The sequence below is a fragment of the Paenibacillus borealis genome (genome assembly GCF_000758665.1).
Classification (GTDB): Bacteria; Bacillota; Bacilli; order Paenibacillales; family Paenibacillaceae; genus Paenibacillus_AQ; species Paenibacillus_AQ borealis.
Map to the genome: position 1 here is coordinate 2,027,800 of NZ_CP009285.1, position 25,381 is coordinate 2,053,180.

General features: G+C 54.9%; 22 protein-coding genes. 21 read left to right on the plus strand and 1 reads right to left on the minus strand.

What is annotated here, in order from left to right; all coding sequences use genetic code 11:
• Nucleotides 1-5: 5 nt before the first annotated feature.
• Nucleotides 6-1,292: a cellulase-like family protein gene (locus PBOR_RS08525; RefSeq protein ID WP_042211293.1), complete on the plus strand. Its 1,287-nt coding sequence runs from the start codon at nucleotides 6-8 to the stop codon at nucleotides 1,290-1,292.
• Between the two features lie 49 nt (nucleotides 1,293-1,341).
• On the opposite strand, the gene PBOR_RS08530 is transcribed toward PBOR_RS08525, so the two are convergent.
• Nucleotides 1,342-2,832, minus strand: coding sequence for a glycoside hydrolase family 43 protein (locus PBOR_RS08530; protein ID WP_042211294.1), 1,491 nt, complete (start codon nucleotides 2,830-2,832; stop codon nucleotides 1,342-1,344).
• Between the two features lie 165 nt (nucleotides 2,833-2,997).
• On the opposite strand from PBOR_RS08530, the gene PBOR_RS08535 reads away from it, so the two are divergent.
• From PBOR_RS08535 to PBOR_RS08630, 20 genes are all read left to right on the plus strand, one after another.
• A complete protein-coding gene (locus tag PBOR_RS08535) occupies nucleotides 2,998-3,903 on the plus strand; it encodes an ArsR/SmtB family transcription factor (protein WP_042211295.1) in 906 nt (301 codons plus the stop codon).
• A 26-nt stretch (nucleotides 3,904-3,929) separates the two neighbouring features.
• Nucleotides 3,930-4,325, plus strand: coding sequence for a hypothetical protein (locus PBOR_RS08540; RefSeq protein WP_157763998.1), 396 nt, complete (start codon nucleotides 3,930-3,932; stop codon nucleotides 4,323-4,325).
• Between the two features lie 103 nt (nucleotides 4,326-4,428).
• On the plus strand, nucleotides 4,429-5,136 hold the full coding sequence (locus PBOR_RS08545; protein ID WP_042211297.1) for a DNA alkylation repair protein: 708 nt from the start codon (nucleotides 4,429-4,431) through the stop codon (nucleotides 5,134-5,136).
• 589 nt (nucleotides 5,137-5,725) lie between these two features.
• Nucleotides 5,726-6,370, plus strand: a complete 645-nt coding sequence (locus tag PBOR_RS08550; protein WP_042211298.1) for an ABC transporter permease — start codon at nucleotides 5,726-5,728, stop codon at nucleotides 6,368-6,370.
• Between the two features lie 20 nt (nucleotides 6,371-6,390).
• Complete coding sequence (locus tag PBOR_RS08555) at nucleotides 6,391-7,299, plus strand: ABC transporter substrate-binding protein (protein WP_042211299.1); 909 nt, start codon at nucleotides 6,391-6,393, stop codon at nucleotides 7,297-7,299.
• Between the two features lie 184 nt (nucleotides 7,300-7,483).
• A complete protein-coding gene (locus tag PBOR_RS08560; protein WP_042211300.1) occupies nucleotides 7,484-8,440 on the plus strand; it encodes an ABC transporter ATP-binding protein in 957 nt (318 codons plus the stop codon).
• Nucleotides 8,394-9,098, plus strand: a complete 705-nt coding sequence (locus tag PBOR_RS08565) for an ABC transporter permease (protein ID WP_245648086.1) — start codon at nucleotides 8,394-8,396, stop codon at nucleotides 9,096-9,098. Before PBOR_RS08560 ends, PBOR_RS08565 begins: the two co-directional genes overlap by 47 nt.
• A gap of 57 nt (nucleotides 9,099-9,155) precedes the next feature.
• The gene (locus PBOR_RS08570; protein WP_042211301.1) at nucleotides 9,156-9,911 is read left to right on the plus strand and encodes an IclR family transcriptional regulator; all 756 of its coding nucleotides are present in this window, start codon (nucleotides 9,156-9,158) and stop codon (nucleotides 9,909-9,911) included.
• Nucleotides 9,912-10,151: 240 nt separating this feature from the next.
• Entirely contained in the window at nucleotides 10,152-11,795 is a 1,644-nt protein-coding gene (locus PBOR_RS08575) for a thiourocanate hydratase (RefSeq protein ID WP_042211302.1), read from the plus strand.
• A 14-nt stretch (nucleotides 11,796-11,809) separates the two neighbouring features.
• Nucleotides 11,810-12,913 carry a thiohydantoin desulfurase gene (locus PBOR_RS08580; RefSeq protein ID WP_042211303.1) on the plus strand — a complete coding sequence of 368 codons (1,104 nt, stop codon included), beginning with the start codon at nucleotides 11,810-11,812 and terminating at the stop codon, nucleotides 12,911-12,913.
• Nucleotides 12,900-14,462, plus strand: coding sequence for an HAL/PAL/TAL family ammonia-lyase (locus PBOR_RS08585; protein WP_218918892.1), 1,563 nt, complete (start codon nucleotides 12,900-12,902; stop codon nucleotides 14,460-14,462). The genes PBOR_RS08580 and PBOR_RS08585 overlap by 14 nt, the downstream gene beginning before the upstream one ends.
• A 25-nt stretch (nucleotides 14,463-14,487) precedes the next feature.
• Nucleotides 14,488-15,903, plus strand: coding sequence for a dihydroorotase (locus PBOR_RS08590; RefSeq protein ID WP_042219125.1), 1,416 nt, complete (start codon nucleotides 14,488-14,490; stop codon nucleotides 15,901-15,903).
• On the plus strand, nucleotides 15,893-17,179 hold the full coding sequence (locus PBOR_RS08595; protein ID WP_042211305.1) for an N-carbamyl-l-glutamate amidohydrolase ErtE: 1,287 nt from the start codon (nucleotides 15,893-15,895) through the stop codon (nucleotides 17,177-17,179). The genes PBOR_RS08590 and PBOR_RS08595 overlap by 11 nt, the downstream gene beginning before the upstream one ends.
• A 133-nt stretch (nucleotides 17,180-17,312) precedes the next feature.
• A complete protein-coding gene (locus tag PBOR_RS08600; RefSeq protein ID WP_245648088.1) occupies nucleotides 17,313-17,870 on the plus strand; it encodes an RNA polymerase sigma factor in 558 nt (185 codons plus the stop codon).
• Nucleotides 17,852-18,985, plus strand: a complete 1,134-nt coding sequence (locus tag PBOR_RS08605) for a DUF4367 domain-containing protein (protein WP_042211307.1) — start codon at nucleotides 17,852-17,854, stop codon at nucleotides 18,983-18,985. Before PBOR_RS08600 ends, PBOR_RS08605 begins: the two co-directional genes overlap by 19 nt.
• 32 nt (nucleotides 18,986-19,017) lie before the next feature.
• On the plus strand, nucleotides 19,018-19,875 hold the full coding sequence (locus tag PBOR_RS08610; protein WP_042211308.1) for a hypothetical protein: 858 nt from the start codon (nucleotides 19,018-19,020) through the stop codon (nucleotides 19,873-19,875).
• A gap of 246 nt (nucleotides 19,876-20,121) precedes the next feature.
• Entirely contained in the window at nucleotides 20,122-21,459 is a 1,338-nt protein-coding gene (locus PBOR_RS08615) for an ABC transporter substrate-binding protein (RefSeq protein ID WP_042211309.1), read from the plus strand.
• Nucleotides 21,460-21,666: 207 nt separating this feature from the next.
• Nucleotides 21,667-22,629 carry a carbohydrate ABC transporter permease gene (locus tag PBOR_RS08620; protein WP_042211310.1) on the plus strand — a complete coding sequence of 321 codons (963 nt, stop codon included), beginning with the start codon at nucleotides 21,667-21,669 and terminating at the stop codon, nucleotides 22,627-22,629.
• Nucleotides 22,626-23,471 (plus strand): carbohydrate ABC transporter permease, encoded by an 846-nt coding sequence (locus PBOR_RS08625; RefSeq protein WP_042211311.1) that lies wholly within the window; start codon nucleotides 22,626-22,628, stop codon nucleotides 23,469-23,471. Before PBOR_RS08620 ends, PBOR_RS08625 begins: the two co-directional genes overlap by 4 nt.
• A gap of 101 nt (nucleotides 23,472-23,572) precedes the next feature.
• Entirely contained in the window at nucleotides 23,573-25,327 is a 1,755-nt protein-coding gene (locus tag PBOR_RS08630; protein WP_042211313.1) for a sensor histidine kinase, read from the plus strand.
• Nucleotides 25,328-25,381: the final 54 nt, after the last annotated feature.

Here is a 25,381-nt window from a genome sequence, read left to right on the forward strand (position 1 = left end):
CAACAATGGATTCTGTATTTGAACATTTGCCGCGCAAACTAACCATTACGATGTGGGATTTCTCCTGGTATACGATGACCTTGCCCGGCGAGCCATATCACGATTTGGCCGCACGCTTCGAGGAGGCGGTGGATAGAGGGTACAATACGGTCCGTATCTGTGCGATGCCGTTCTTATTGTTCACGGCGGAGGGCAAACGGCCGGGTACGCTGCATTTCGGCAGCCTCGGAGAGGTCGGGCAGCGGACGCGCTGGTATAACTGCCGCGGCGGCGCCGTGCTGGACGGGCATGCCCATCTGCTGGAGCTCTTCCGGCAGGCGAAGGCACACGGCATCTATATCATGCTGTCTTCGTGGGAATATCAGCAGAGCCCGAGCTTCCTTGCTTTTCCTGCGCTGCGCGACGAACTGGCCGCCATCGCCCCCAAGGAACGGTTCATGGCGATCGCCAGATCCATGCATCAGCTCGTCCGGTATGTTAAAGCTGAAGGCTACGGCAGTCAGATCGTCTATGCCGAGCTGCATAACGAGGTGGAATTCGGACAGCTTACCGCTGTAGGCGTGGAACAGGGAATCAGTGAAACGGATACACCTAAGCTGGTTGAAGCGATGCAGCCTTATATAGAAGAGGCGATGGATTACCTGCGGGCGCAGCATCCCGATATTCTGATGACAGCCAGCTATACGCTGAACGAAGCCTATCCGAAGGCTTATGTGGCCCGCAATATGCAGGTAGCGCACTATCATCTCTATATCAAGGGTGTATTGAATGAACTCATGGATGCCGCCGGGTTAAATGATGAGCAAATTCCGTTTCCGAATGCCTTTGTCCAGTCTTTATTGAGGGACGATGCGCCTCCGTTCGAGGCTTGGACACTACCGGCAGGGCAGGAATGGCGGATGGAGGGCAACCCGGTCGGGATGAAGCTCATCTATCTGCATGATTGGGCCGACCCGGACCAGTGGGATCTCTATTTATATGACCGCTACGGTGCCCATAAGCTGGCGATGCTGCAAAAGGCCGATATGCGGCTCGAAGAAGCTCATGAGTGGGCCGCGCATTCCGGCATACCGGTCGTTATCGGAGAAGGTTATGTAGGTTATACCCCGCTGCATGCAGGTTTTGAAGAGGGCCCAGTCGGCAAATTCATTGCCGAGTATGCGCTGCGCAAAGGAATGGCACTGGGCTTCTGGGGAATGACGCTGTGCTCTAACTGTGCACCGCATCATCCGTTCTGGAACGATATCGCCTGGCAGCAGAAGTGGAACCGGTTTATTCTGGAGGCGGAATAATAGTTCATAAATAAAGAACCAGCAGCCCAAGGCTGCTGGTTTGCTTATTTTACAAATACTCGCACTTAAACTCCGTGAACTCCGCCGATGAACCTTCTCCGCAAGCGTACAGTCCGATCAGCACACCCGTGAACCCTCCGGCCACCTCGGAAGAGAGGTATCTGGTTTGGGCTGTGCCGAGGGGGATTTCCCCGTGTTCACTACCAATGAAGAAGCTGTAGCGTTCATTATTAGATTTGATCAACAGCGTAGCCTGATTGTCACTGCCCAGGTCCACTTCATGCTGGATGGATTTGATATCCCCGATATTGAGGCGCTCAACTACCCTGTACCCGGCCCCGTCCTTACGGATCGCCAGATCATAATGATGATTCTCATCCATATACAGCGTGATGCCGGCTTCTCCGCCTGTGAGCGTTACGTTGCAGGAAATCACTGCGGCGAAATCCCGTTGGCGCAAACCGATAAAGGTCGGAGATGCGGGAGCATCCAGCGTTACTTCGGTGCCTTTTAGCGTAAGCTTGTCCGGTTCCGGCAGATAATTCTCTGTGGCCGGATGGCGGAGGTAAGCCCAGTCCAGATTCCAGTCCGTGTTCGCAAAAGTATAGCTCTTCTTCTCCTGCTGAATTACCGTATCCGGGATGCGGTCCGTCTCGAAGCTCAGGAGGACTGTCCCGTTATGCCCTGCTGTAAACCAGCCGTCTTCGCCGAAGGTTACCGGAGTCAGGAACACTTCGCGGCCCAGGTGATGATAGGTAAGCCAGCGTCCGGTTTGCCGGAAGCCGAGATGCAAGAGCCACCAGTTCCCCAGATCATCCTGGATCAGGTCGCTATGGCCAACCCCCTGCAGCTCGTAACCGCCCAGATTACGGTTGGTCAGGACAGGATTCTTCGCATAGGCCTCGAACGGGCCGGAAGCAGAAGTCCCCCGGGCATAAGTCGCCATATGTCCATATTCGGTACCGCCTTCAGCGGCGAGCAGGTAGTAGTACCCGTTGATTTTATAGAGATGAGGGCTTTCCAGATAACGTCCGCCCGTTCCCTGCCAGATAGACCGGCTCGGCGACAGCTTGCGGCCTGTCTCAATGTCGATCTCACACTGAATCACACCCGGGGTGTTATTATCGTCAAACCCGTTGCTCATGAACAAAGTCTTGCCGTCTTCAAAATACAAATCCGGATCGATTCCGCCCTGATCAACATAGACCGGTTCAGACCATTCGCCGTAAATATCGTCGGTCCAGACATAGAAGTTCTGGTGGGTAGTATCATTGGTAGTCACCATGTAGAAACGGCCGTTATTGTACCGGATGGTAGGGGCGAACACGCCGCCGGAGCTGCTCACCGTGCCCAACTGAATCTGGCTCCCGCGGGTCAGGCAATGGCCGATTTGCTTCCAGTTAAGCAGGTCCGTGCTCTCCAAGATGGGCACTCCAGGGAAATACTGAAAGGAGCTGCAGACCATATAATAGATGCCGTCCACTTTACATACACTGGGGTCAGGATAAAAGCCTTTGATCACCGGGTTATTGTATTTCATAATCCACCTCTTCTATAAATTCATATATATATAAATTCAATATGATCAGTACTAAGAAAATTAAACACCAACTTGTCATTCATAGCAATAGATTAGGCTTGTGTGAGGAGAATAAATCAGTTAAATTAATAGATATATGAATTCAAGGATCAGGAGATCATCATTATGATAAAAGCGGACGGGAAACCGGAGTTCATGCCTTTATATGAGGCGCTGGCCAGTGAAGTCAGGTGGAGAATTATGAGCCTCATTGCCGAGAATGAAATGAATGTGAAGGATATCGCGGATAAGCTGGAGCTCAGCCCGTCCATCGTCACCATGCACATCCGGAAGCTCGAAGCCGCCGGGCTGACCGGGAGCCGCCGGGTCCGGCTGAACGGGGGGACGCATAAGCTGTGCTTCCTCAAAGCCACAAGCATTGATATCCAGCTGCCGGCTGCCCGCCGGGATGCGAAGATGCTGGAGCAGAGTATATCTGTGGGTCATTATACGGCGTTTGAAGTCCATCCTACCTGCGGGCTGGGTACACATGAGATGGAGATCGGGGTGTGGGATGATCCGCGTTATTTTCTGGATCCGGAGCGGGTTAACGCCGCTATTCTATGGTTTGGCCGGGGATATGTGGAGTATAAAATGCCCAACTATCTGGCTGCCGGCCAGACTGCGGACTTCATTGAAATTTCAATGGAGCTGGCTTCGGAGGCGCCCGGCCTGGGAGACGATTGGCCTTCGGATATCGGCTTCACGTTTAACGGAGTGTTCCTTGGAACCTGGACGAGTCCGGCGGATTTCGGAAGAGCGGCACGCGGCAGATACACGCCGGAATGGTGGCACCGGAATGTGAATCAGTACGGCCTGCTCAAGACGATCCGCATCGACGCTTCTGGCACATTTATAGATGGGGTGCAGATGTCGGAGGTGACCATCCGGGATCTTAAGCTGGAGGAGCCGTTCTGGACGCTCCGCTTCGCGGTGGACGAGCAGGCTGAACATGTAGGCGGATTGACTCTGTATGGAGCCGGCTTCGGCAATCACGACCAGGATATTGTGGTCCGGGTGTATCTTCAGTAAATATTGTGACCGATGGAGAGTGATCAGTGATGATATCAATGCTGGGTATGGGCTCAGACCGGCCCGGCCCCCATGCGACCCTGGTACTGGGGCGTTTGCAATTCTGCTTATCCTGGGGATTAACGGGCAGGGTGGCTACGAAAGAGGATGATGAGCTTCTTTTAAAATATCAGAAAATCGGGATTCCGCTCGGCGGACCGCTGGTTTCACTGTTGCTGGTTATTGCTATGCTTGTGATGTATCTTTGGGTGCCCATGCAGCCGTTATTTGAGAATCTGGTGTTTGCGTCCGGTGTGTTCAATCTCGTTAATCTATGCGTAACCTTAACACCTGTGGTGTACTCGGCGGGGCCCTATGCCGGCCGTCCTTCCGATGGATACCGGGTTCTGGCCGCGATGGGCAAAAGACCCTCGGAGCCCTGATACTAAGCTTGCGGCTGCGCGAACCGTACAGTACAATTTCTGTATCCGGTGATGCTTAAGGGGGCACTTTGAAGAGAATACTTTACCACAAGGGGGCCGCACGATGAACGCAGAAATGGTCATGCAGGAGCTGGAAGAGCTCGGTAAGGAACGAACCAAGAAAATATACAGCTCGAATGGCGCGCAGGAACCGCTTTTTGGTGTAGCTACCGGGGCGATGAAGCCGATTTTCAAAAAAACTAAAATCAACCAGCCGCTGGCTGAAGAGCTATATGCGACGGGAAATTATGACGCGATGTATTTTGCAGGAATCATTGCCGACCCTAATGGGATGACGGAAGCCGATTATGACCGGTGGATGGACGGGGCTTATTTCTATATGCTGTCTGATTTCGTGGTGGCCGTAACTCTGGCGGAGGCGGATATTGCCCAGCAGGTTGCCGATAAATGGATCGCGAGCGGGGAGGACCTGAGAATGTCGGCGGGCTGGAGCTGTTACTGCTGGCTGCTGGGGAGCCGCCCGGACAAAGAGTTCTCTGAGAGTAAACTGGCCGGTATGCTGGAACTGGTGAGCAGGACGATTCATGACGCGCCGGAGCGCACCAGGATTTCGATGAACAACTTCTTATACACCGTGGGCATATCCTTTTCGCCGCTCCATGACTTGGCAACTGAGACTGCGAAGAAGGTAGGTCCGGTAGAGGTGGGCAAGGACAAGCCCAAGAGCAAATTCATCAATGCTTACGACACTATTCAAAAGGCCGTGGGCAAAGGGCAGATTGGTTTCAAACGCCGGCATGTAAGATGCTAACCGGGTATCTGCTGAATCTATTCTATTACGGAACATCTGTCTCCTATCGGGGGCGGATGTTTCTTTTGTTTGGTAAGGAGTTCACGATTGATTGTTTGCCGAAAGCCGGTTGCTATTAAAATCCTGCATAAAATACAACATTTTCCTCGCGATCCCGGTCATAACCGGCAATTGTTGTATAGAATGCAGCAATTCTCCTCCGCTAGGCCGTTTATCAGGAGAATTCCTGCATTTCGTACAACAATTCTCCCGAACCCCCTGGTATTTAGGCGCCCGAGTTGCAAAACGTACAACATTTCCGTGCCAATGCAGTGTGGGGTAAGAATCACGATGCTGCCAGCAGGGAACTAAGCAAGGTATGAAAGAATTCTGCTTGTTCCGCAAGCGAAGCGATTGATAGGTTGTTTACTTATTTGTCCGTAGGTAGAAATCGGTTTAAATAGACCGGTTTGCCCTTGAGCATCAGCTGACGAAATTTTCTTAGAAATATGTTACAATTCCGATTGACTTGATGTGATTAGTGGTCTATTATTTATAATAATTCATTATCAATTATTGATAATTACATAACGGAAAGGGGTGTCTTTGCTTGGCCATTCTGACCGGAGCGTACGAATATATAGGACAACACGGCGAGCAGTTCCGGGAAGCGGTGCGCGTCCATCTGACAATCAGCTTGTACGCCATGCTCATTGCGCTTGCACTTTGTATCCCGCTCGGCATTCTGTGCGCCAAGAAGCAGTGGCTGTCCGGCACGGTTATGGGGATCTTCAACTCGCTGCGGGTCATCCCCAGCCTGGCGATTCTCGTCATTATTCTCCCGGTTATGGGAACAGGCTTTGCCCCTGCACTGGTTGCCTTGACCGTACTCGCGTGTCCGCCGATCCTGATCTCCACTTACCTGGGCTTCCGCAAGATTGATCCGTTTCTGCTGGAAGCGGCAGCGGGAATGGGAATGGGACCGGGCCGGATGCTGCGCAAGATCGAGCTGCCCCTGGCGATGCCGCTGGTGCTGTCGGGAATCAAAACCTCCGTCGTCGAAGTAGTCGCCAGCGCAACGCTTGCGGCGTTCATCGGCGGAGGCGGACTGGGAACTTTTATTATCAACGGACTGGGTATGTATAACTTCTCGCTGCTCCTGGTAGGAGCACTGCCGGTCGCCTTCCTGGCGGTCTTATCTGAAGTCGGATTGTCGGGTATTGAACGAATCGTCACCAAATATCAAAGGGTCTAATGGAGAGGAGCTAACCAAAGATGAATAAGAAATGGCTAGTCGTAACAGGAATCGTGCTCGGAGCAGCACTTACGCTCAGCGCTTGCGGAGGTAACAGCAATAGTGCTTCCGGTAAGCCGACGGTGAAGGTTGGTTCGAAGAATTTCACGGAATCCCTGATCCTCGGGGAAGTGTATTCCCTTGCGCTGGAGAATGCCGGGTATAAGGTGGAACGCAAGCTGAACCTCGGCGGTACGCTTGTGGCCCACGAGGCACTGAAGAACGGCGATATCGACTTGTATCCCGAATATACGGGCACCGGGCTGATCAACGTTCTGGAGTTGCCTCCAAAGTCGGATGCACAGGAAGTATACGACGAAGTGGCGCAAGGTTATAAGGACAAATTCAATCTGATCTGGCTGGAACCGACGGATGCGAACGATTCGCAGGGTCTGGTCACCACGAAGGCTGTAGCCGAGAAATACAATTTGTACAAAATCTCCGATTTGCCGAAGCTTGCTCCTGAGCTGAGACTTGCCGCTGTGCCTGAGTTTGAAGAGCGGGAGGATGGTCTGCTCGGACTGAACAAGTTCTACGGGCAATCCGATTTCAAGAGCATCAAGCTGTATGACTATGGCGTGAAATACCGGACGATCCTTGCCGGCGAAGCTGATGTAACTGTCGGATTCACGACGGACGGCGATTTGACGAATAAGGATCTGGTACTGCTGGAAGACGACAAGCATTTCTGGCCGCCGTATTATGTTGCACCTGTGCTTCGCGGAGAGCTGAATGAGCAGGACCCGGAAATTGCTAAAGTGCTAAACGAAGTGTCAGCCAAGATCGACAGCGAAACGGTGCAGGGCCTGAACGCCGAGGTGGATATTGATAAGAAGGAATATGCCGATGTAGCCAAGGAGTTCCTGGAAAAGGAAGGCTTGCTGAAATAACGCTGGCCTGACACCGCGTCGGCTCATATGTGAATGAAGGAAGGGGCTGCACGACAAGCGTGAGCCCTTTTTAATAAAAAGTTGATTTGCGGGTTTGAATTGGGGGGGCCAGCAAAGTAACTGAGTAAACATCGAAGCCAAGGCCCCGCTGTGTGGGGTTATGTAACGGGAGCTGATCTGCATAATGAACGAAGAGGCGATTGTATTCGACGCCGTCACCAAAACATATCCCGGAGCGGGCAAGCCATCGGTTTACCCGACGACCCTGGCTGTTAAGCAAGGAGAATTCGTTACAATTCTAGGCACTTCGGGCTCCGGCAAAACCACCCTGCTCAAGATGGTCAACCGGATTATCGAGCCTACATCGGGAACTATCTCCGTTCAGGGCAAGAATATACGTGAGCTGCCGCTGACCGGGCTGCGCAGCGGGATCGGTTATGTCATCCAGCAAGTCGGATTGTTCCCGCATATGACGGTTGAACAGAATATTGCGACCGTGCCGGACATCCTAGGCTGGGAGCGGAAGAAGACGAGTGCACGGATCGACGAACTGCTTGCGCTGGTGGACCTTCGGTCAGACTTCCGGAAGAGATATCCGCGGCAATTATCCGGCGGGCAGCAGCAGCGGGTCGGGATTGCCAGAGCAATGGCAGGCGACCCGGACATTCTGCTCATGGATGAGCCGTTTGGTGCCATCGACGCGATTACACGGGAGAAGCTGCAGGACGATTTGCTGGTGATTCAGCGAAGACTCGGCAAAACGATTCTGTTCGTGACCCACGATATTCAGGAGGCCTTCAAGCTGGGAGACCGGACGATTGTTATGAGTGAGGGGTCAGTGCAGCAGTTCGACATTCCTAGGAATATTGTGAGCCGCCCGGCCAATGATTTCGTCCGGCGGTTCGTGCAGGCAGATGACCTGTTCCAGTGGCTGCGGCTGGCATCGGCTGAAAGCGTCATGGTTCCGCTGGAGAGTCCGGTTCCGTTGAATGCGCCAGTCGTTAGCCGCCGCGACCATCTGCAGGCAGTGCTGGAGGCTCTCCTGGAGAGTGGTGAAGCATTGGCCGTTGTTGCAGGCGATGGCGGGGAACCGCTTGCCGGCATTTCGCTTGCTCAGCTGCGGCGAAGAAACGGCGGGTGAGCTGACGATGATCGATTATGTGACCCGTCATTACGATGATCTGCTGGAGCGGCTGCTTCAGCATTTGTATCTGTCCGGGCTGTCTTTGCTGATTGCACTGGCAATCGCGCTGCCGGTTGGCTACTTCCTGTCGCGGCACCGCCGGATCTCTGTACCGGTGTTGTCCGTCCTCGGTATCGTCTACGCGATTCCGAGCCTTGGCATGTTCGCGCTGCTGATTCCGCTTGTGGGGATCGGCGTGAAGCCTGCCATTATCGCACTGGTTCTATATAGCCAGCTGGTGCTGGTGCGCGGCGTTGCCACCGGATTTCAATCCGTCGACCGCTCAGTAACCGAAGCCGGGCGGGGAATGGGGATGAGCCGCTGGCGGCTGTTCTACTCCATTGAGCTGCCGCTTGCGCTGCCGGTTATTCTTGGCGGGCTTCGTGTGGCGGCCGTCTCGACGATTGGCATTACGACCATTGCGGCCTGGATCAATGCCGGCGGTCTTGGCGTCATCCTGTTTGAAGGCCTCTACCAGAACCATTATCCGAAGATGATCTGGGGCACGCTGCTGGTATCCGTGTTTGCCGTTGCCGTCAATCAGTCGCTGCTTATCGCGGAGCGCCGATCCCTGCAGCGAGCCCGGGGAGAGGGCCGGGCGAAGGATGATTTTTGAGCACCTTTGCTATATGATAGGGGGGAATCGAATCACAATCGAGGAGGAAACCCGGAGTTGGAACGCAAAAACGGAACGCATACGTTAAGCCGGGCGCTCGATATATTGTTCGCCCTGTCCGAAGCGAACGGTACGCTGACGGTCAGTGAAATCGCGGAGAAGGTTTCGATACCGGAGAGCTCCACCTACCGTTTCCTGCAGACGCTGGAAATGAACGGAATCATTGAGCGCAAGGGCAAGAATCAGATCAGCCTGGGTCTGCGCATTCTGGATCTGGCCCGCAGTCTCAACAAGCAGATCCAGCGGGATCTGCTGTCGCTTGCACTGCCTGTCATGATTGAACTAACCGAGAAGACGGGGGAGACGTCGATCCTGTTCGTCCGCGCCGGACTGGATGCGGTCTGCATCCAGCATGTCAAAGGGCGGGGGCTGATCCAGTTCACAATTGAGAACGGGCGGCGCCTTCCCCTGCATCTGGGCGCCTCCGGCAAGTGCATTCTGGCCTTTGAGACGGAGAAAACGATTGAGCGCCTCGCCGCGCTGCTTGTACCTGAAGAGGAACGCGGAGAGCTGATTAACGGCCTCCGGCATATCCGGGAAGAGGGCTACAGCTATACCAAAGGCGAAGCGGATCCAGATGTGTTTGCTATCGGAGCCCCGGTTCTGGACAATTATGGCCTGATCGTAGCCAGTCTGGCTGTGGCCGGGCCGTATTTCCGCTGTACCGAAGACAACAAGAAGGTGCTGATCGAAGCGGTGGTCTGCGCTTCCAGGCAGCTGTCGCAGCTGGTCGGAGGCGAAGGCGAGGCCTGAGGCCCGCGCGCGGGCGGACAAGTATAGGAGCAGTACCGTTAAAAGCAGCACCGGTAAAAGCAGCTTTCCTGTAACAGGGGGCTGCTTTTATCTTCATTATAAATCCGACAAAAAAGGTAGAATTAATGATTGACGCAGTACGTTTATCGGGATTATATTATTAATATTAAGGAATTAGTTATCAATATTTAATAATTTAATAAAATGAGGCCGAATAGGAGCACAGGGAGGAAGATCTGGATGGAACGGATTACGGCAGCAAGAGGACCAGAGCTGCGCTGCAAAGGCTGGCGGCAGGAAGCACTGCTCCGGATGCTGGAGAATGTGCTGGAGAACGGGGAGAATCAGAAGGAATTGATTGTATACGCCTCGCTGGGCAAGGCTGCCCGCAACTGGCCTTCCTATCATGCGATTGTGCGGACGCTTAAGGAATTGGAAGAAGATGAGACACTTGTGATCCAGTCCGGCAAGCCGATCGGTATCTTCAAGACCCATGCACAGGCTCCGCTTGTGGTCATGGCCAACTGCAATCTGGTCGGACGCTGGGCGACAAGCGAGAACTTTTATTCGCTGCAGGAGAAGGGGCTTATTATATGGGGCGGACTGACCGCTGCGGCCTGGCAGTACATCGGCTCGCAAGGCGTAATTCAGGGCACGTATGAGATTTTTCAGAGCATTGCGCGCATGCATTTCGGTGGCGATCTGCGCGGGCGTGTCATCCTGACCGCAGGGCTTGGTGGAATGGGCGGAGCGCAGCCTCTGGCGGGGACGATGGCAAATGCGGCGATTCTCTGTGTCGAGGTATCGGAAGAGCGTATTGACAAACGGATTGCTTCAGGCTATCTGCAGCGCAAAACGGATGATCTGGATGAGGCGCTGGCCTGGATTGGCGAAGCGGCAGCAGCTGCCGAAAGTCTGTCTGTCGGCCTGCTTGGCAATGCGGCGGACATCTACCCCGAACTGCTGCGCAGAGGCGTAGTTCCGGACATCGTCACTGACCAGACTTCTGCACATGATCTGCTCTACGGTTATATCCCAAGCGGCTATAGTGCCGCGCGCGCAGCTGAGGTCCGTGTAGCTGATCCGCAGCGCCTGCAGGATGATGCAGGCCAATCGATCGCTGCAGAGATCCGGGCGATGCTGGCCTTCAAGGAACGCGGGGCGATCGTTTTTGACAACGGCAACAATATCCGGACACAGGCGGTCAAGTACGGGGTTCCGGACGCTTTTGACATCGATATCTTCACGGAAGCCTTCCTGCGTCCGCTGTTTGCCCGGGCCATCGGCCCGTTCCGCTGGATCGCGCTGAGCGGAGATAAGGAAGATATCCGCAAGATCGACGAATACATCCTGGATGAATTCAAGGACAATGAGATCGCAGTCAACTGGATACGCCTGGCGAATGCCTATGTTCCGGTCGAAGGCCTGCCGGCGCGGATCGGCTGGTTCGGCCACGGGGACCGGACGAAGCTGGCGCTGGCGGTCAACCGTATGGTACGCGAAGAGAAGCTGTCCGGTCCGGTGGCCTTCTCCCGCGATCATCTGGATGCCGGGGCGATGGCGCATCCGAATATTATGACGGAGCGAATGAAGGACGGCAGTGATGCGATATCCGACTGGCCGCTGCTCAATGCGATGATGAGCTGCTCCTCCATGGCGGATCTTGTAGCCATCCATTCGGGCGGCGGCGGGTATGCAGGCTACATGACTAGCGCGGGTATTACCATCGTGGCTGACGGTTCTGCTGCAACAGATGTGCGCCTTGAACTGGCGCTGAACAATGATACGGCACTGGGCGTCCTGCGTTACGCGGACGCCGGTTATGAGCAATCATTCGATGAAATTGAACGCAAGGGTATCCGGCGCGTGAACGCCGACATTTAAGGAGGAGAACGGACATGAGGGAACTGACCAAAGAAGATGTGCTTGCCGCAGTCCGCGGCGGATCGGTCTTCGCCAGCGGCGGGGGCGGATGGGTGGACCATGGCCTGGAAATTGGCGGTGCGGCGCTTGCGATCGGGAAGCCGAAGCTGGCTTCACCTGACGAATTGCCGGATGATGCGATTATCCTGACCTGCACCGCCATCGGGGCACCGGCCGGAACAGACTGGCAGATGCTCGGCAAGGATTACATCAAGGCGGTAGAACTGATCATTGAGAAGTACGACGGGACAATCACCGGTGTGATGACGCCGCAGAACGGGATGTCGAGCACGATCAACGGCTGGCTGCCGGCGGCGGCGCTCGGACTCGTCGTGGTAGATGCAACCGGCGATATCAGGGCGCATCCCACGGGGAAAATGGGCTCGCTCGGCCTTGCCTCCAGCATCGAATACGAAACGATCCAGGCGGTTGCCGGCGGTAAGCCGGAGCTGGGTACTTATCTGGAACTGGTCGTTAAGGGTTCTCCGGCGCGCACCTCGAACATCCTGCGCACGGCAGCAGATATGGCCGGCGGCTTCATCGCCGCAGCGCGCCATCCGCTGCCGGCCAAATATATCCGCGAGCATGCGGCCATCGGCGGCATCTCGATTGCCATCGGGCTCGGACAGGCGATTCTCGCCGCAGAGCCGGATGGTCCGGCGCAAGTGATCGAGGCCATCTGCTCGCATACGGGCGGCAGCCTGATTGCCCGCGGCAAGATTGCGCGCAAGGCTGTGCAGTATTCCGGTGCCTTCGATATCGGCACTATAGAGCTTGCGGAAGCGGATGGCAGCCGCGTCCTGCTGCATGTCATGAACGAATATATGGCGGTTGACGGTCATGAAGGAGTGCGCCTCAGCACATTCCCGGATGTAATTACGACGATTTCGCTGGATACCGGACGTCCGGTCAGTGTCGGCCATATTGAAGGAGGGATGAACATCGGTGTCTTCGTCATCGACCGTTCCCTGATTCCGCTTAGCTCAAGCGTCAAGGACCCGAGCGTGTATCCGGAGGTTGAACAGGCGCTGGGCATCGAACTGCTGCGCTATCTGAATCTTCCGGATGCAGCGGAGTAAGATGCCGGGCCGCGATCCTAACCTTGCCGCCAGCGCGCCGTTGATGCTTACCGGTTCAGGGCTGACTGTGCAGGCGGTGCGTGCAGTTGCCCGGCACGGCCTGCCGGTTGCAGTCGAAGCTGCGGCGGTAGACCGGATGGCTGCCGCCCGCCGGCTCGTCTTCGAGCTGGCGCAGCAGGATGTTCCTGTATACGGGCTGAACCGCGGCGTCGGCTGGAACAAGGACCGCAGGATTGACGCGACCCGGTTCGCTGATTATAACCGCAATCTGCTGTTGTCCCATGATGTAGGCACGGGTCCGGAAGCGTCGGAAGATGAGGTCCGGGCGGTTCTGCTGGCCCGCCTGAACGGGCTTCTGCTCGGCCATGCGGGTACGGAGCCTGCCATTGCCTTACGGTATGCGGAGTTTCTTAACCTCCGCATTCATCCGGTCCTGCATCTCAGGGGCTCTGTCGGGGCAGCTGACATTACCAGCCTGTCCCCGGTTGGCCTGGCGATGATCGGGGAAGGCGAGGTGCGGCTGGACGGGCGGCGGATGAGCGCCGCGGAAGCGCTGGGCCGCACCGGCCTGGCCCCGCTGACGCTCGGACCCAAGGATGCGCTGGCCATCGTCAGCTCAAACGCCCTGTCTGCAGGTACGGGAGCGCTCGGCCTGGCCGACACAGCGGACATCCTGGAGCTGGCAGATCTGGCCTCCGCGCTCTCGCTCGAAGCGCTCGGCGGCCAGACCGGGCCGCTCGATCCGGCCGTGCACCGGGCAAGGCCGTACCGCGGCCAGATGGCAAGCATGCGGCTGCTGCGTGCCGCGCTGGAAGGCAGTGATCTCGAAGCGCGGAGGAATGCGGAGACACTGCAGGACCCGCTCAGCTTCCGCGATGTCTGCCAGATCCACGGCGCGGCGCGGGATGCGCTGGCGTATACGGAAGAGCTGCTTCAGCTGCAGCTTAACAGCTCGGACGATAATCCGTGCGTGCTTCCGGAAGAAGGGCGGATTGTCTCCTGTGCCAACTTCGATCCGCTCGTCTGGGTGCTCGGCTTCGAAATGCTGGGCGGTGCCCTCCAGCATGTATCGCGGAGCTCCGCCTACCGGATGCTGAAGCTGGGGAATCCGGCATTTACCGGGCTCTCCCGCTTTCTGTCACCGGATGAGGAGCGGTATATCGGCTTTGGAACGGTCCAGAAGACAGTGTCTGCACTGGATGCGGAAATCCGCCATCTGGCCCAGCCTGCATCGGGGGATTTCCTGTCGCTGGCCGGCGATATTGAGGATCACGCAACGAACGCTCCGTATGTAGTAGCCAAGACCCGCCAAATTATCCGGCTGCTTAGCGATGTGCTTGCCGTTGAACTGCTGCACGCGGCCCAGGCGGTCGACCTGCGCGGCGGATTGCGGCTTGGCCGGGGAACGGAGGCCGTCTACCGCAGCGTGCGGACAGCAGCCTCCTTCATGGCTGAAGACCGTGCGGTATCTGCAGATATCCGCAGTGTAGGCCGCCTGATCTGTGACGGTTCGCTGCTGCGGGCAGCAAGGGCAGCGATGGCTGACTGAATGATAGGAAGGACAGGTGTCAAGCGTGAGTATACCAGCCTACGAACTTACCGTTCGCGGTGATCTAGTATTACCCGGCGGCGTCCTGCTTAAGAACGGGACGATCGCGGTGCGGGAAGGCCGCATCGCCGCCATTGCCGGAGAAGATGCCTGTATTCAGGCAGAGCGGCACATCGACGCCACAGGGCGATTTGTACTGCCGGGCGCCGTCGACGCCCATGTGCACTGCTTCAGCGAGCCGCGAGAAGGCATCACAGGGGCGACCCGCTCCGCAGCGGCGGGCGGCGTCACCACTGTGATCGACATGCCGTACGATGCGGACGAACCAGTCTGGACGGCGGAGCTGCTCCGCAGGAAGGCCGGACGTATTCCCGGCGAGGCGGCAGTGGATGTCGCGCTGCTGGCGACGATCCGTCCATCCGGCGGTCTGGACGAGATCCCGCGCCTCTATGCAGCGGGAGCCTGCGGGTTCAAGCTCTCTACCTTCAATACGAATGCCTACCGCTTCCCGCGTATCGAAGACGGGGAGATGCTGGCAGCATTCCGGCGCATCCGGGAGCTTGGCTGTGCGGTCGGGCTGCATGCCGAGAATGACGAGATCATCCGCCGGCTTAATGCGGAACTGGAGACGGGAGACGGCTCCGATCCGCTGCTGCACTGCCGGGCGCGGCCCGAAGCGGCCGAGAGTGCAGCGGTGGCGACGGCACTGGAGCTGGCGTACTGGAGCGGGGCGCATGTGCATTTTCACCATACGACTGTTCCTCACGCTGTTCAAATGGCGGAAATCTACCGGAAGCTCGGGACGAAGGTCAGCGTAGAGACCTGTATTCATTATCTCATCTATACCGAGGAGGATATGCTCACGCTGGGAGCACGGGCGAAGATTAATCCGCCGCTGCGGACCCGGGAAGCACAGGATCAGCTGTGGGCGTTATGCCGCAGCGGAGAGATCGGACTTGTTACCTCAGACCATGCGCCATGGCAGATCGACCGCAAGTCGAGCGCAAATATATTTGAGAATGCCTCAGGCGCACCGGGCGTCGAGACGCTGCTGCCGAATCTGTATTCTGCAGGGGTAGCCGAGGGGAAGCTGAGTATTCACGACCTTGTCCGGCTGCTGTGCGAGAATCCGGCGCGTGTCTACGGCCTCTCGGACCGCAAAGGCTCGCTTAAGATAGGCGCGGATGCAGATCTGGTCATTCTCGATCCGGCTGCACAGTGGGTGCTGGACGAAGCCAGGCAGCACAGCTTTGCCGGCTGGAGCCTCTATCACGGGCGGGCGATGAAGGGGAAGATCGGCTCGGTGCTGGTGCGCGGACAGGAAGTATATGACGGAGAACATATCACTGACCGCTTGGAAGGGCAGTTTGTGCGGCCTGCACATCAGGCCTATGCACCGGTCCTTCCGGTGAATGAAGGGGGAAGCAGGGATGGGAGCTAATAGCATCATGACTGCGGCAAATGAAGATCGTCTATGGAAGGATATCGAGACGCTTAGCCGGATTACAGATCACGGCAGGCCGTGGACGCGGCGGCCGTTTACGCCGCTGTACGCAGAGGGCCGGGAGTGGCTCCGGCAGGAGATGGAAACACTGGAGCTTGAGACTTATCTGGACGCGGCATCCAATCTGATCGGACGGCTCCCCGGTACACAGCCGGAGCTGCCGCCGATTCTGGTCGGCTCACATACCGACACCGTAACCGGCGGCGGCCGCTTCGACGGCATCGCCGGTGTGGCGGCAGGTCTGGAGATTGTACGCATTCTGCGTGATTCCGGTCTGAGGTTGCGCCATACACTGGAGATTGTGGATTTCACCGCGGAAGAACCGACAGATTTCGGAGTCTCCACGGTGGGCAGCCGGGGCATGGTCGGCACGCTTACGGAGAGCATGCTGGCCAGCCGCGATCAGGAAGGCCGCATCTTGCGGGACTGCATCGCCGCAGCAGGCGGAGAACCGGCGCGGCTGGCGGAACCGCTGCGCAAGCCGGGCTCCGTCGCTGCGTACCTGGAGCTGCATATTGAGCAGGGGCCTGTGCTGATTGAATCCGGCCAGCCGCTGGCCGTAGTGACGGGCATTGTCGGCATCGGCCGGTATGAGCTGAGGGTAGCCGGCCAGCCGGATCATGCGGGAACAACTCCGATGACGATGCGCCGGGACGCGCTGACCGCAGCGGGCGAGCTGTTCACAGAGCTGGAGCGGATCTGCCGCGAGCCGTATGAAGCTCCGGTCGTGGGAACGGTCGGTGTCGTCCATGTCAGCCCGAATGCGGCTAATGTCGTACCCGGCGAAGTGACCTTCAAGTTCGAGGTGCGCAGCGTCGATCCGGAATTGATCGATGTTGTATGCAGCCGGTATCTGGAGAGTGCCCGGCAGCTGGTTGAAGCGAGAGGGCTGGAGCTTCATGTCACGCCTCTGACACGGTCAGAGCCGGTGGCAGTTTCGGATCGGGTCCGGGAAGCGCTGGTGGCAGCTTGCGGAGAAGTGCTGCTGGTGAGTGGCGCTGGCGATCAAGGCGCTGAGGCGGTACCGCAAATCCCGAGCGGAGCCGGGCATGACGGCAATCAGCTGAGCCGCATCGCTCCGATCGGCATGGTATTCGTGCCAAGCCTCGGCGGCCGCAGCCATTGTCCGGAAGAATGGACGGACATCGGGCCGATTGCCCAGGGGGCCGGTGCGCTTGCCCGTGCGGTGCTCCGGCTGGACCGCGAGCTGTAAGCTAGAGTTTACATAAAGAGATCAACAGAGCACTAACTGTTGGTCTCTTTTTTAATGCCTGAAACGGAAAAAAATGTCACGTTATCCCCTGCTCAAGTGTTATATCTATATTAATAGCAGAAAGGAGACAAACGTGGACTCTATAGAAGAGAAGATCAAGCGGATACAGGCTGGGGAAGCCTGCCTTTTTTCAGATATTATCAGGCTTTACCAGCAGCGGATTTACCTTTACTGCTTCCGCTTGCTGAACAACAAGGAAGAGGCCGAGGATGCAGTGCAGGATGTCTTCATCAAGGCTTATCAGAACATCGGCCAGTTCAGGCCGCAGGCGGATTTCACCTCATGGCTCTACAAAGTGGCTTACCATCATTGCTTAAATCAGCTGCGCCGGCAGAAATTTCAGCATCAGCTGCGGAGATTACTCAGGCAGGAGGTTACGGTGAAAAGCGCCGAACAAACGGTGGAGAACCGCCTGTTCAGTGAGCCGGTCTCAGCCGCTTTGGAGCAGCTTAATATGGAAGACCGGAATCTGCTGATTCTTCGTATTTTTGAAGATAAATCCTTTGCGGAAATCGGAGAGATTCTGGGTGTCAGCACGGCTACGGTACGGAAAAGATATGAACGGACACGAGGCAAGCTTAAAAAAGCTATCGAACGGAGGGAGAAACAACTATGGGCAAGGGCGAATTGACCTCAGAAGAGCAGTTTGTAAAAGATGGAGATCGTTCTGCTGAATTTCCGCCCGTTGATGTCCATGACCCTGTGATGGAAGCCATCGGGTTCGGTAAGGCACGCCTTACTGCTGATCCGCAGGCATCGCTGCATGATGGGGACGCTCCTGAGATTATGCAGAGGATAGAGACGGTAACCGGGATGAAACGCAGCCGTAAACGGATATTACGGATTCCGGTTAGGGGCTGGGCAGCAGTCTTAATCCTGATTGTTTTACTGGGAGGCGGTTATTCCCTGTATTCCTCCGTTCCCCGGCAGGCAGCCAAATTCCAATACGAAGTGCTGCCCTATGAGCCGCTTCAGGCGACGGAGGAAGGCGGAACTATAGAAATAACGAAAGTGCCCTTAACCCCCGGGCCTGATCTTCCCCAGGCGGAGCCTAGTAAAGAAGAAGAACAGCTCAATACCAAATTTGCGGAGGCCTACAAGGCAGTAGAAGAAATGTTGCTTCCCGAAGAGTTCGCTTCATTCGTACTGAGACAGGAAGGTGGAGGAGGACAACACCGCAGTGGAGTAATCAGCCCTGCGATGACATTTACAGACTATTCCAGCTATTTGACCAAAGCGGAGAAGTATGCAGCTCCAAGATTGATGCAGCCGGATTATATACCGGAAGGTTATGTTTTTGACGAAGCGCGGATTCAGCCCTTATTTACAAATATCGATGAACAGGAACTGCTTGCCTTGACCGGCGGAATAGAGCTTGAGGGCGGCTTCCGGGTGACCTGGAGAAGGGAGCCTGCGGATAACATTACTTTTGATTCCGCTGCATTGGAGTATAAGAATGGTGAAAGTAAGGTGAGAATTAGCGCCAAACGTATGAAGCAGAATACCGGGCCGGTAGAGACTCTGATGTGGACCCAAACCACAAGCGTGGAAAATATTGATATTAACGGTAAGCAGCTGATTTATCTCGAACCCTCCAATAACGAAGATTTCAAAATAGGATATAAGTTCAGACTTATCTGGGCTGATCCGGAAGCGCGGATGATCTACGATGTGACTGCCCCTCCTGAGAATACCACAATAACCAAAGATGACATTATCCATATTGCTGCCGGTATGATGAATTAAATATTTTGCACATAGAGAAAGGTGGAAACTCAATGAATTACAGAAAAATGTTCATGGCTGTGACAAGTGCGGCACTATTACTGGGTACAGGGTACGGGGCTTCCGGGGAGGCGTTCGCTGCCCCATACGGGATACAATCCGCAGCAGGCTTGCCTGGCATCCGGACGGACGTTAAATATATAGCGCAGGTCAACGAGGCAGAGGCTAGAGCGAAAGCAGAGCAGGAGCTGAAGAAATTCAAGAGTCTCCTGGATCAGCAGAAGAAGGCGTTAAGCGGCACTTATCAGCCCGGAGAGATCAGGTATGTGTACATTAATGACAAGGAATACCAGGCCAGTCCTATCGGCTCGCCTTATGCGAGTAACTCGTATTCGCTTATGTTCAGAAATTATGATGAATACATCAAGAAGTATGCAGCAGGGAAGACCGCAATGCGTCTGGAGCTGAAGCAGCTCCCGGATGGCTACAACTTTACTCTGGCAAGAATTGCCCCTTATCAAACATGGTCCGAGCAGAAGAAGATATTCAACCAGGTGATTGCCGAGGGGAAGGCGTCCGGTAAGAAAATATATGTGAAGAAGCTGCAGGAGAAGCGTATTTCTATAGAGCTGCTCTATACTATGGCCGCTCCGGTCAATGGAATAACAGGAGTCCTCGCTATCAGAGCCGAGCCAGCAGAGGCTGCGGGCCAGCCGGTTGAACCGCAGTCGGAGAAGCTGAAAGTGGGCGGGCAAGAAGTGGTCTATACAGCTAACGACAAGCAGGAGAGCAAGCAGGTTGTATGGATGAATGCAAAGACACGTGTCAATTATACTGTCCGGGAAGACCGCGGGCACTTGACCAAGGAAGAAATGATAGCTGTGGCCGGACAGGTTATCGACGCATCCTAATAACCGTAGATTCTGCTTGCTTGAAATCACCCGGTCCGCAGCGTGAAGACCGGCCGTAAAGCACCTTCGAAATTGGCCTCTATCTATAGATAGGGGGCAGCCTTGGAGGTGTTTTTGTGTGCACGCAGACTTCATTTCCGGGAGATTTTATAATAAATCGTGCATTGCTCTTATATGAACTTCATTTCCTAATTGTTACTATAACAATGTAGTAAGAGAATACAGATTTATACAGGAGGGTTAAAGATGTTGAAATGGAAGCGTTCTCTTTCGGTGTTGGCCATGACAGCTATATTGGGTACACTGGCTGCCTGCGGCGGCGGAGGGAATGGAGCAAACAATGCTGGAGCTGCTACTGCGGCACCTGCCAGTACTGATGCTGCGGCAACTACAGCTCCTAGCAGCGGTGAACCTGTCAAACTCCGGATTATGTGGTGGGGCTCCCAGCCGCGTCATGAGGCAACGCTGGCAGCGCTGGACTTGTACACGAAGAATAATCCGAATGTAACGTTTGAGCCGGAGTATTCCGGGATGGACGGATATCTGGACAAATTATCTACCCAGGCTGCAGCCAATAACGCTCCCGATATTGTGCAGCTGGACCCGGGCTGGATGCCGGACTGGATGGCCCGCAAACAACTCACTGAATTGGCGCCTGAGGTGGATGTCAGCAAATTCGATGAGAAGCTGCTGGCCGGCGGCCAGCTGGACGGCAAACAGTATGCTGTTCCGCTGGGCTCGGTAGCCTTCGGTATGGTTTATGATAAAGCCGCCATGGATAAGCTGGGCATTGCCAATCCGGCCAACGGCTGGACCTGGGATGATTTCTTCGCATTAGCCAAGGAATCCCAAGCAAAGCTGCCGGACGGCCAGTATTTCACCCTGGACTATGCGGGGAACTATTTCATGTATTCGGCTTACCAATACGCCAGAGGGAAAGGGCAGGTTATCACGGATGACGGTCATTTCAATGTGGATGAAGCCACGTACCTGGAATGGACCCGGAAATTTGAGGAGCTGCGTACAGAAGGCCTGGTTCCTCCGGCGGATGTGAATGCCTCCGATAAGGAGAATGATCCGCAAATGGACCTGCTGGCAGCAGGCAAAGTCCTGTTCCGGTACAGCTTCTCCAACAATCTGGGAACCTGGGACAGTATTAAACCTGGGGCTTACGCCCTTGTAACAATGCCGCGTGCCGAAGAAGCCGGAGGCTGGCTGAAGCCGTCGATGTTCCTGGCCGTTTCCAAGAATTCCAAGCATGCGGAAGAAGCCAAGAAATTCATCAACTGGTTCGTGAATGATCCGGAAGCGGCCCAAGTTACCCAAACCTTCCGCGGCCTCCCTGCCAATAAGGATAATGCCGCCCTTCTGGAAGCAAACATGAGCGAACTGGATAAAATAGGGTTAGGCCTTCTGCGTGCTACGGAGCCGGATGGCCAGACCTGGTCGGCCGGGGCCGGAGGCTGGACGAACTTCGTGGATAAAGACTGGGTGCTTGTCCGTGACCAGCTCAGCTTCGGGAAATCCACGCCGGAAGAAGCCTATAAGCAGCTTAAGGAAGCAGCGCAATCCTACGAGAAATAGAAGGATAATTTGTAGTGTAAATCTTATAAATACTTATATTTGAATGCCAAAGCCCGGGACAGCCATGTTCCGGGCTTTATTCAGAACTATTTTGCTCCTGAATTTATCGTTATATTTTGAAAGAATTCGAGCATTCCCCTCATTTAGCCGGGTGTGGGCCAATTATATACTTGAGTTATCCAAATTGACCACAAGAGGTGACCACAGATGAACCGTTCCACAACGACTTTAGCCGAAGCCGCTCCATTGCCGAGAAAAAGCTCTTACTTTCGCAGCAGATGGAACGCTCCGCTTGCGGGCTATTTGTTTATTGCGCCCTGGCTGATCGGGTTTCTGGCGCTGACGGCGTATCCGTTATTCTTATCGCTGTACTATTCGTTTACCGACTACACTTTGATGCAGCCGATGCAATGGATCGGGTCCCGCAATTATGAGCGGATCTTTACGGCAGACCCGAAATTTATTCAATCTGCCAAAGTAACCGTCATGTATGTGCTTGCATCCGTGCCCCTGAAGCTGGCAGCCGCACTATTCGTTGCCATGATTCTCAGCAAAGCGGTGAGAGGAATTAGTGCTTACCGTACGGCGATCTATTTCCCTTCGCTGATCGGGGGCAGCATCGGGGTCTCCCTGCTCTGGCGCAACATCTTCGGGGTAGAGGGGATTTTTAACAAGCTGATTGCTGTCTTTGGCATAGAAGGGAAAAGCTGGATTACCAGTCCGGACACCGCTCTTGGCACACTGATTCTCCTGACCGTCTGGCAATTCGGCTCCACCATGGTAATCTTTTTGGCAGGACTGAAGCAGATCCCGAATGATCTCTACGAGGCGTCTTCGGTTGACGGGGCCGGCAAGAGAACGCAATTCTTCAGAATCACCCTGCCGATGCTGTCGCCGATCCTCTACTTCAACCTGATCATGGCCGTCATTGGCGCCTTCCAGATGTTCACTTCGGCTTTTGTGATTACGAACGGAGGGCCGATGAACTCCACCTATGTCTATGCAATGTATCTGTATGAGAGGGCCTTCAGCCGTTACGAGCTGGGTTACGCTTCCGCACTGGCCTGGATTATGCTGGTCGCCATCGTTGCTGCAACGGTCGTGATCTCCTATACCTCGAAGTATTGGGTATTCTATGAAACAGACACTGGAGGGAAACAACGTAAATGACCATTCTGAAATGGAAGCCGGCAATCCGTCATCTGTTCATGATTCTCTTCAGCTTCGTCATGGTCTATCCGATTGTCTGGTGGATTGGAGCATCGCTGAAAGACAGCACCGAGCTTAGCTCACCCGGAATCTTCCCGGCGGTCCAGCACTGGGACAACTTCACCAAGGGCTGGAATTCGGTTCCCGGCCATACTTTTACAGATTTCTATCTCAATACCTTCGGGCTTGAAATTGCTGTAATTATCGCAACCCTGTTATCCTGCACACTGGTTGCCTTTGGTTTCGCGAGACTGGATTTTCCGCTGAAGAATTTCTGGTTCTCGATTCTGATGCTGACCCTGATGATGCCCGGGCAGGTGCTGATTATCCCGCAATATGCTTTATTTTATCAGCTGGGCTGGGTCAATACGTATTTGCCGTTTATCATTCCCCATCTGCTGGCGGGCGGGGCGGGCGGGAGCTTCTTCGTCTTCCTGTTGATTCAGTTCATCCGCGGGGTTCCAAGAGAGCTTGACGAATCGGCCAAAATCGACGGATGCTCCTGGTTCGGCATCTTCTGGAGAGTCGTTATGCCGCTGGCTTTCCCGGCGATCGTTACGGTAACCATCTTCTGCTTCCTGTGGAACTGGGATGATTTCCTGGGCCATCTCCTGTACATCAACACGGTGGATAAATATACGGTCGGCCTTGCGCTGCGCATGATCAACGATTCCCAGTCTGCGGCGGAGTGGGGTCAGCTGCTTGCCATGTCGCTTGTATCCATTCTTCCGGCTACGCTCGTCTTCATGTTCCTGCAGAAGTATTTCGTAGACGGGATTGCGACAACAGGTATAAAGGGATAAGATGTAAAAAAACATCCGTCACATAACGGTAAAGCGCCCGAGCCTTATTCGCAGCTTTACCGTTTCTTTCGTGTGAACCGGAAGTGAAGGAAGGTAAGGACTTGACCAATCCTTTTAAAAAATTCAGAATCGACCGGCTATTCTTCCATAGCTTCGCTATCGTCCTCATTCTGGTGATCGCGGTTACGGCATGGACAAGCTACAGCAATTCATCCAAAGCCCTCGTGCAGACGACCTCCCATTACCAGCAGCGGCTGCTGGACGAACTGAATAATGAAATCACAACACGGCTGGATATGATTGAGCAGATTTCACTGTCCAGCTCAAGGGATAACGAACTGACCACTTTTCTCCGGAACAGGCAGGATGATTTCGAGCGGTACCGCAGGCGTGTGAGTGTAGAAAGTGCGCTCGCCAATCTGACCTATGCGATTCCTTTAATTCAAGGGATTGATCTGTATATGAATGAACCTATGCCGAGTGAGAGTCAAAGCTACATCCAGTTCCGGAATATTGTTGATCTGGATAAGCAGGAATGGTCCAAGCGTCTGTTGAAAAGCGATTTCGCCTGGTCCGGGGAATATACCATTCCCAGCTTTCAAGGGGAGGTCCCGGTGCTTAGCTTCGCCCGGAAAATCATGTATGAGAATGACTATCTGGGCGTGCTCGTCGTCCATATTAAAGCCAAGGAAATCCGGCAGCTGCTGACCGGCAATTCCTCCGGGTCGAACCGCATCATGGCCGACAGCGAAGGGAAGCAGATTCTGAGGATCGGGGAGACGCTCGAACAGAACGAGTGGTCTAAGTGGATCGATCTCAAGAGTAAGAAGTCGGGGTATGTGCATATTCCGGGCAAAGCAGGTTCCGGCAACACTCTGCTGGTCTATTCCCGAATGGATAACTCCATCTGGACGCTGATCGAATTCACCTCATGGAAGCAGATTACGGCAAGCAGTCTGAAGCTGGCGGAGTGGATTGGCCTGATTGGTATCGCAGCGATCCTGCTGGTGCTGCTGCTGACACACTATCTGAGCAAGCAGTTTACCAAACCTATCAAGCAGCTTGTAAGCGCTATGAAGATGTACTCTGTTGGAGGGCATAAAGAGGAGCTGCCCACAGATTATGAGAATGAATTCGGTTATTTGTTCTCCGGCTACCGCAAGCAGAACGAGCGCATTGAGGAGCTGTACCTCTCGCTGGAACGGCGTTATGAGCAGCAGCGGAAAGCTGAGATTGAGGCGCTGCAGGCGAATATCAATCCCCATTTTCTCTATAATATGCTGGACCAGCTCAACTGGATGGCGATTGATGCCGGGCAGGAAGAGCTCAGCCGGATTCTGGAGCTGATGGGACAGATGTTCCGGATCGGCTTATCCAACGGGGCCAGCTTCATTAAGATCTCTGAAGAGCTGCTGCACATCCGGTGTTATCTCGAAATCCAGCAGCTCCGCTGGGGAACCGGACTGGAATACCGGATTGAGGCTGCTCCGGAGGTTCAGGATTTATTCCTCCCGAAGCTAACCCTGCAGCCGTTCGTGGAGAATTCAATCGTACATGGATTTAATAAGCAGAGCAGCGGCATTGTTTCTATTTATATAGGCAGAGCAGCAGAGGCGCTGCTGATTAGTATTGATGATAACGGATCGGGCTTGAAGCAGCCGGAAGCGCGGCCGCGTAAACGTCACACCGGCGGCTACGGCATTCGCAATGTGCGGGAGAGAATTGCCGGATATTTCGGAAGTGACTATGGGGTTACGCTGAGGGAACGGGAAGAAGGCGGCACCAGAGTAGAGGTTATTCTGCCTCTGCTTACAGAGGCTCCGGCACAGAAGCTAAGCGTGCTTAGAAAGAGCTAGTGGAATACACAAGCGGTAAGCGCTTCCCCCGCCGTGCAGGGGCAGATATTGTTG

What these genes read in the sequence shown, in the direction of transcription:
- PBOR_RS08530 (WP_042211294.1), bottom strand. Translation starts at nt 2,832, where the DNA reads ATGAAATACAATAACCCGGTGATCAAAGGCTTTTATCCTGACCCCAGT.
- PBOR_RS08585 (WP_218918892.1), top strand. Translation starts at nt 12,900, where the DNA reads ATGCAGCGGAGTAAGATGCCGGGCCGCGATCCTAACCTTGCCGCCAGC.
- PBOR_RS08620 (WP_042211310.1), top strand. Translation starts at nt 21,667, where the DNA reads ATGAACCGTTCCACAACGACTTTAGCCGAAGCCGCTCCATTGCCGAGA.
- PBOR_RS08625 (WP_042211311.1), top strand. Translation starts at nt 22,626, where the DNA reads ATGACCATTCTGAAATGGAAGCCGGCAATCCGTCATCTGTTCATGATT.
- PBOR_RS08560 (WP_042211300.1), top strand. Translation starts at nt 7,484, where the DNA reads ATGAACGAAGAGGCGATTGTATTCGACGCCGTCACCAAAACATATCCC.
- PBOR_RS08610 (WP_042211308.1), top strand. Translation starts at nt 19,018, where the DNA reads ATGAATTACAGAAAAATGTTCATGGCTGTGACAAGTGCGGCACTATTA.
- PBOR_RS08525 (WP_042211293.1), top strand. Translation starts at nt 6, where the DNA reads ATGGATTCTGTATTTGAACATTTGCCGCGCAAACTAACCATTACGATG.
- PBOR_RS08615 (WP_042211309.1), top strand. Translation starts at nt 20,122, where the DNA reads ATGTTGAAATGGAAGCGTTCTCTTTCGGTGTTGGCCATGACAGCTATA.
- PBOR_RS08580 (WP_042211303.1), top strand. Translation starts at nt 11,810, where the DNA reads ATGAGGGAACTGACCAAAGAAGATGTGCTTGCCGCAGTCCGCGGCGGA.
- PBOR_RS08555 (WP_042211299.1), top strand. Translation starts at nt 6,391, where the DNA reads ATGAATAAGAAATGGCTAGTCGTAACAGGAATCGTGCTCGGAGCAGCA.
- PBOR_RS08605 (WP_042211307.1), top strand. Translation starts at nt 17,852, where the DNA reads ATGGGCAAGGGCGAATTGACCTCAGAAGAGCAGTTTGTAAAAGATGGA.
- PBOR_RS08535 (WP_042211295.1), top strand. Translation starts at nt 2,998, where the DNA reads ATGATAAAAGCGGACGGGAAACCGGAGTTCATGCCTTTATATGAGGCG.
- PBOR_RS08545 (WP_042211297.1), top strand. Translation starts at nt 4,429, where the DNA reads ATGAACGCAGAAATGGTCATGCAGGAGCTGGAAGAGCTCGGTAAGGAA.
- PBOR_RS08575 (WP_042211302.1), top strand. Translation starts at nt 10,152, where the DNA reads ATGGAACGGATTACGGCAGCAAGAGGACCAGAGCTGCGCTGCAAAGGC.
- PBOR_RS08595 (WP_042211305.1), top strand. Translation starts at nt 15,893, where the DNA reads ATGGGAGCTAATAGCATCATGACTGCGGCAAATGAAGATCGTCTATGG.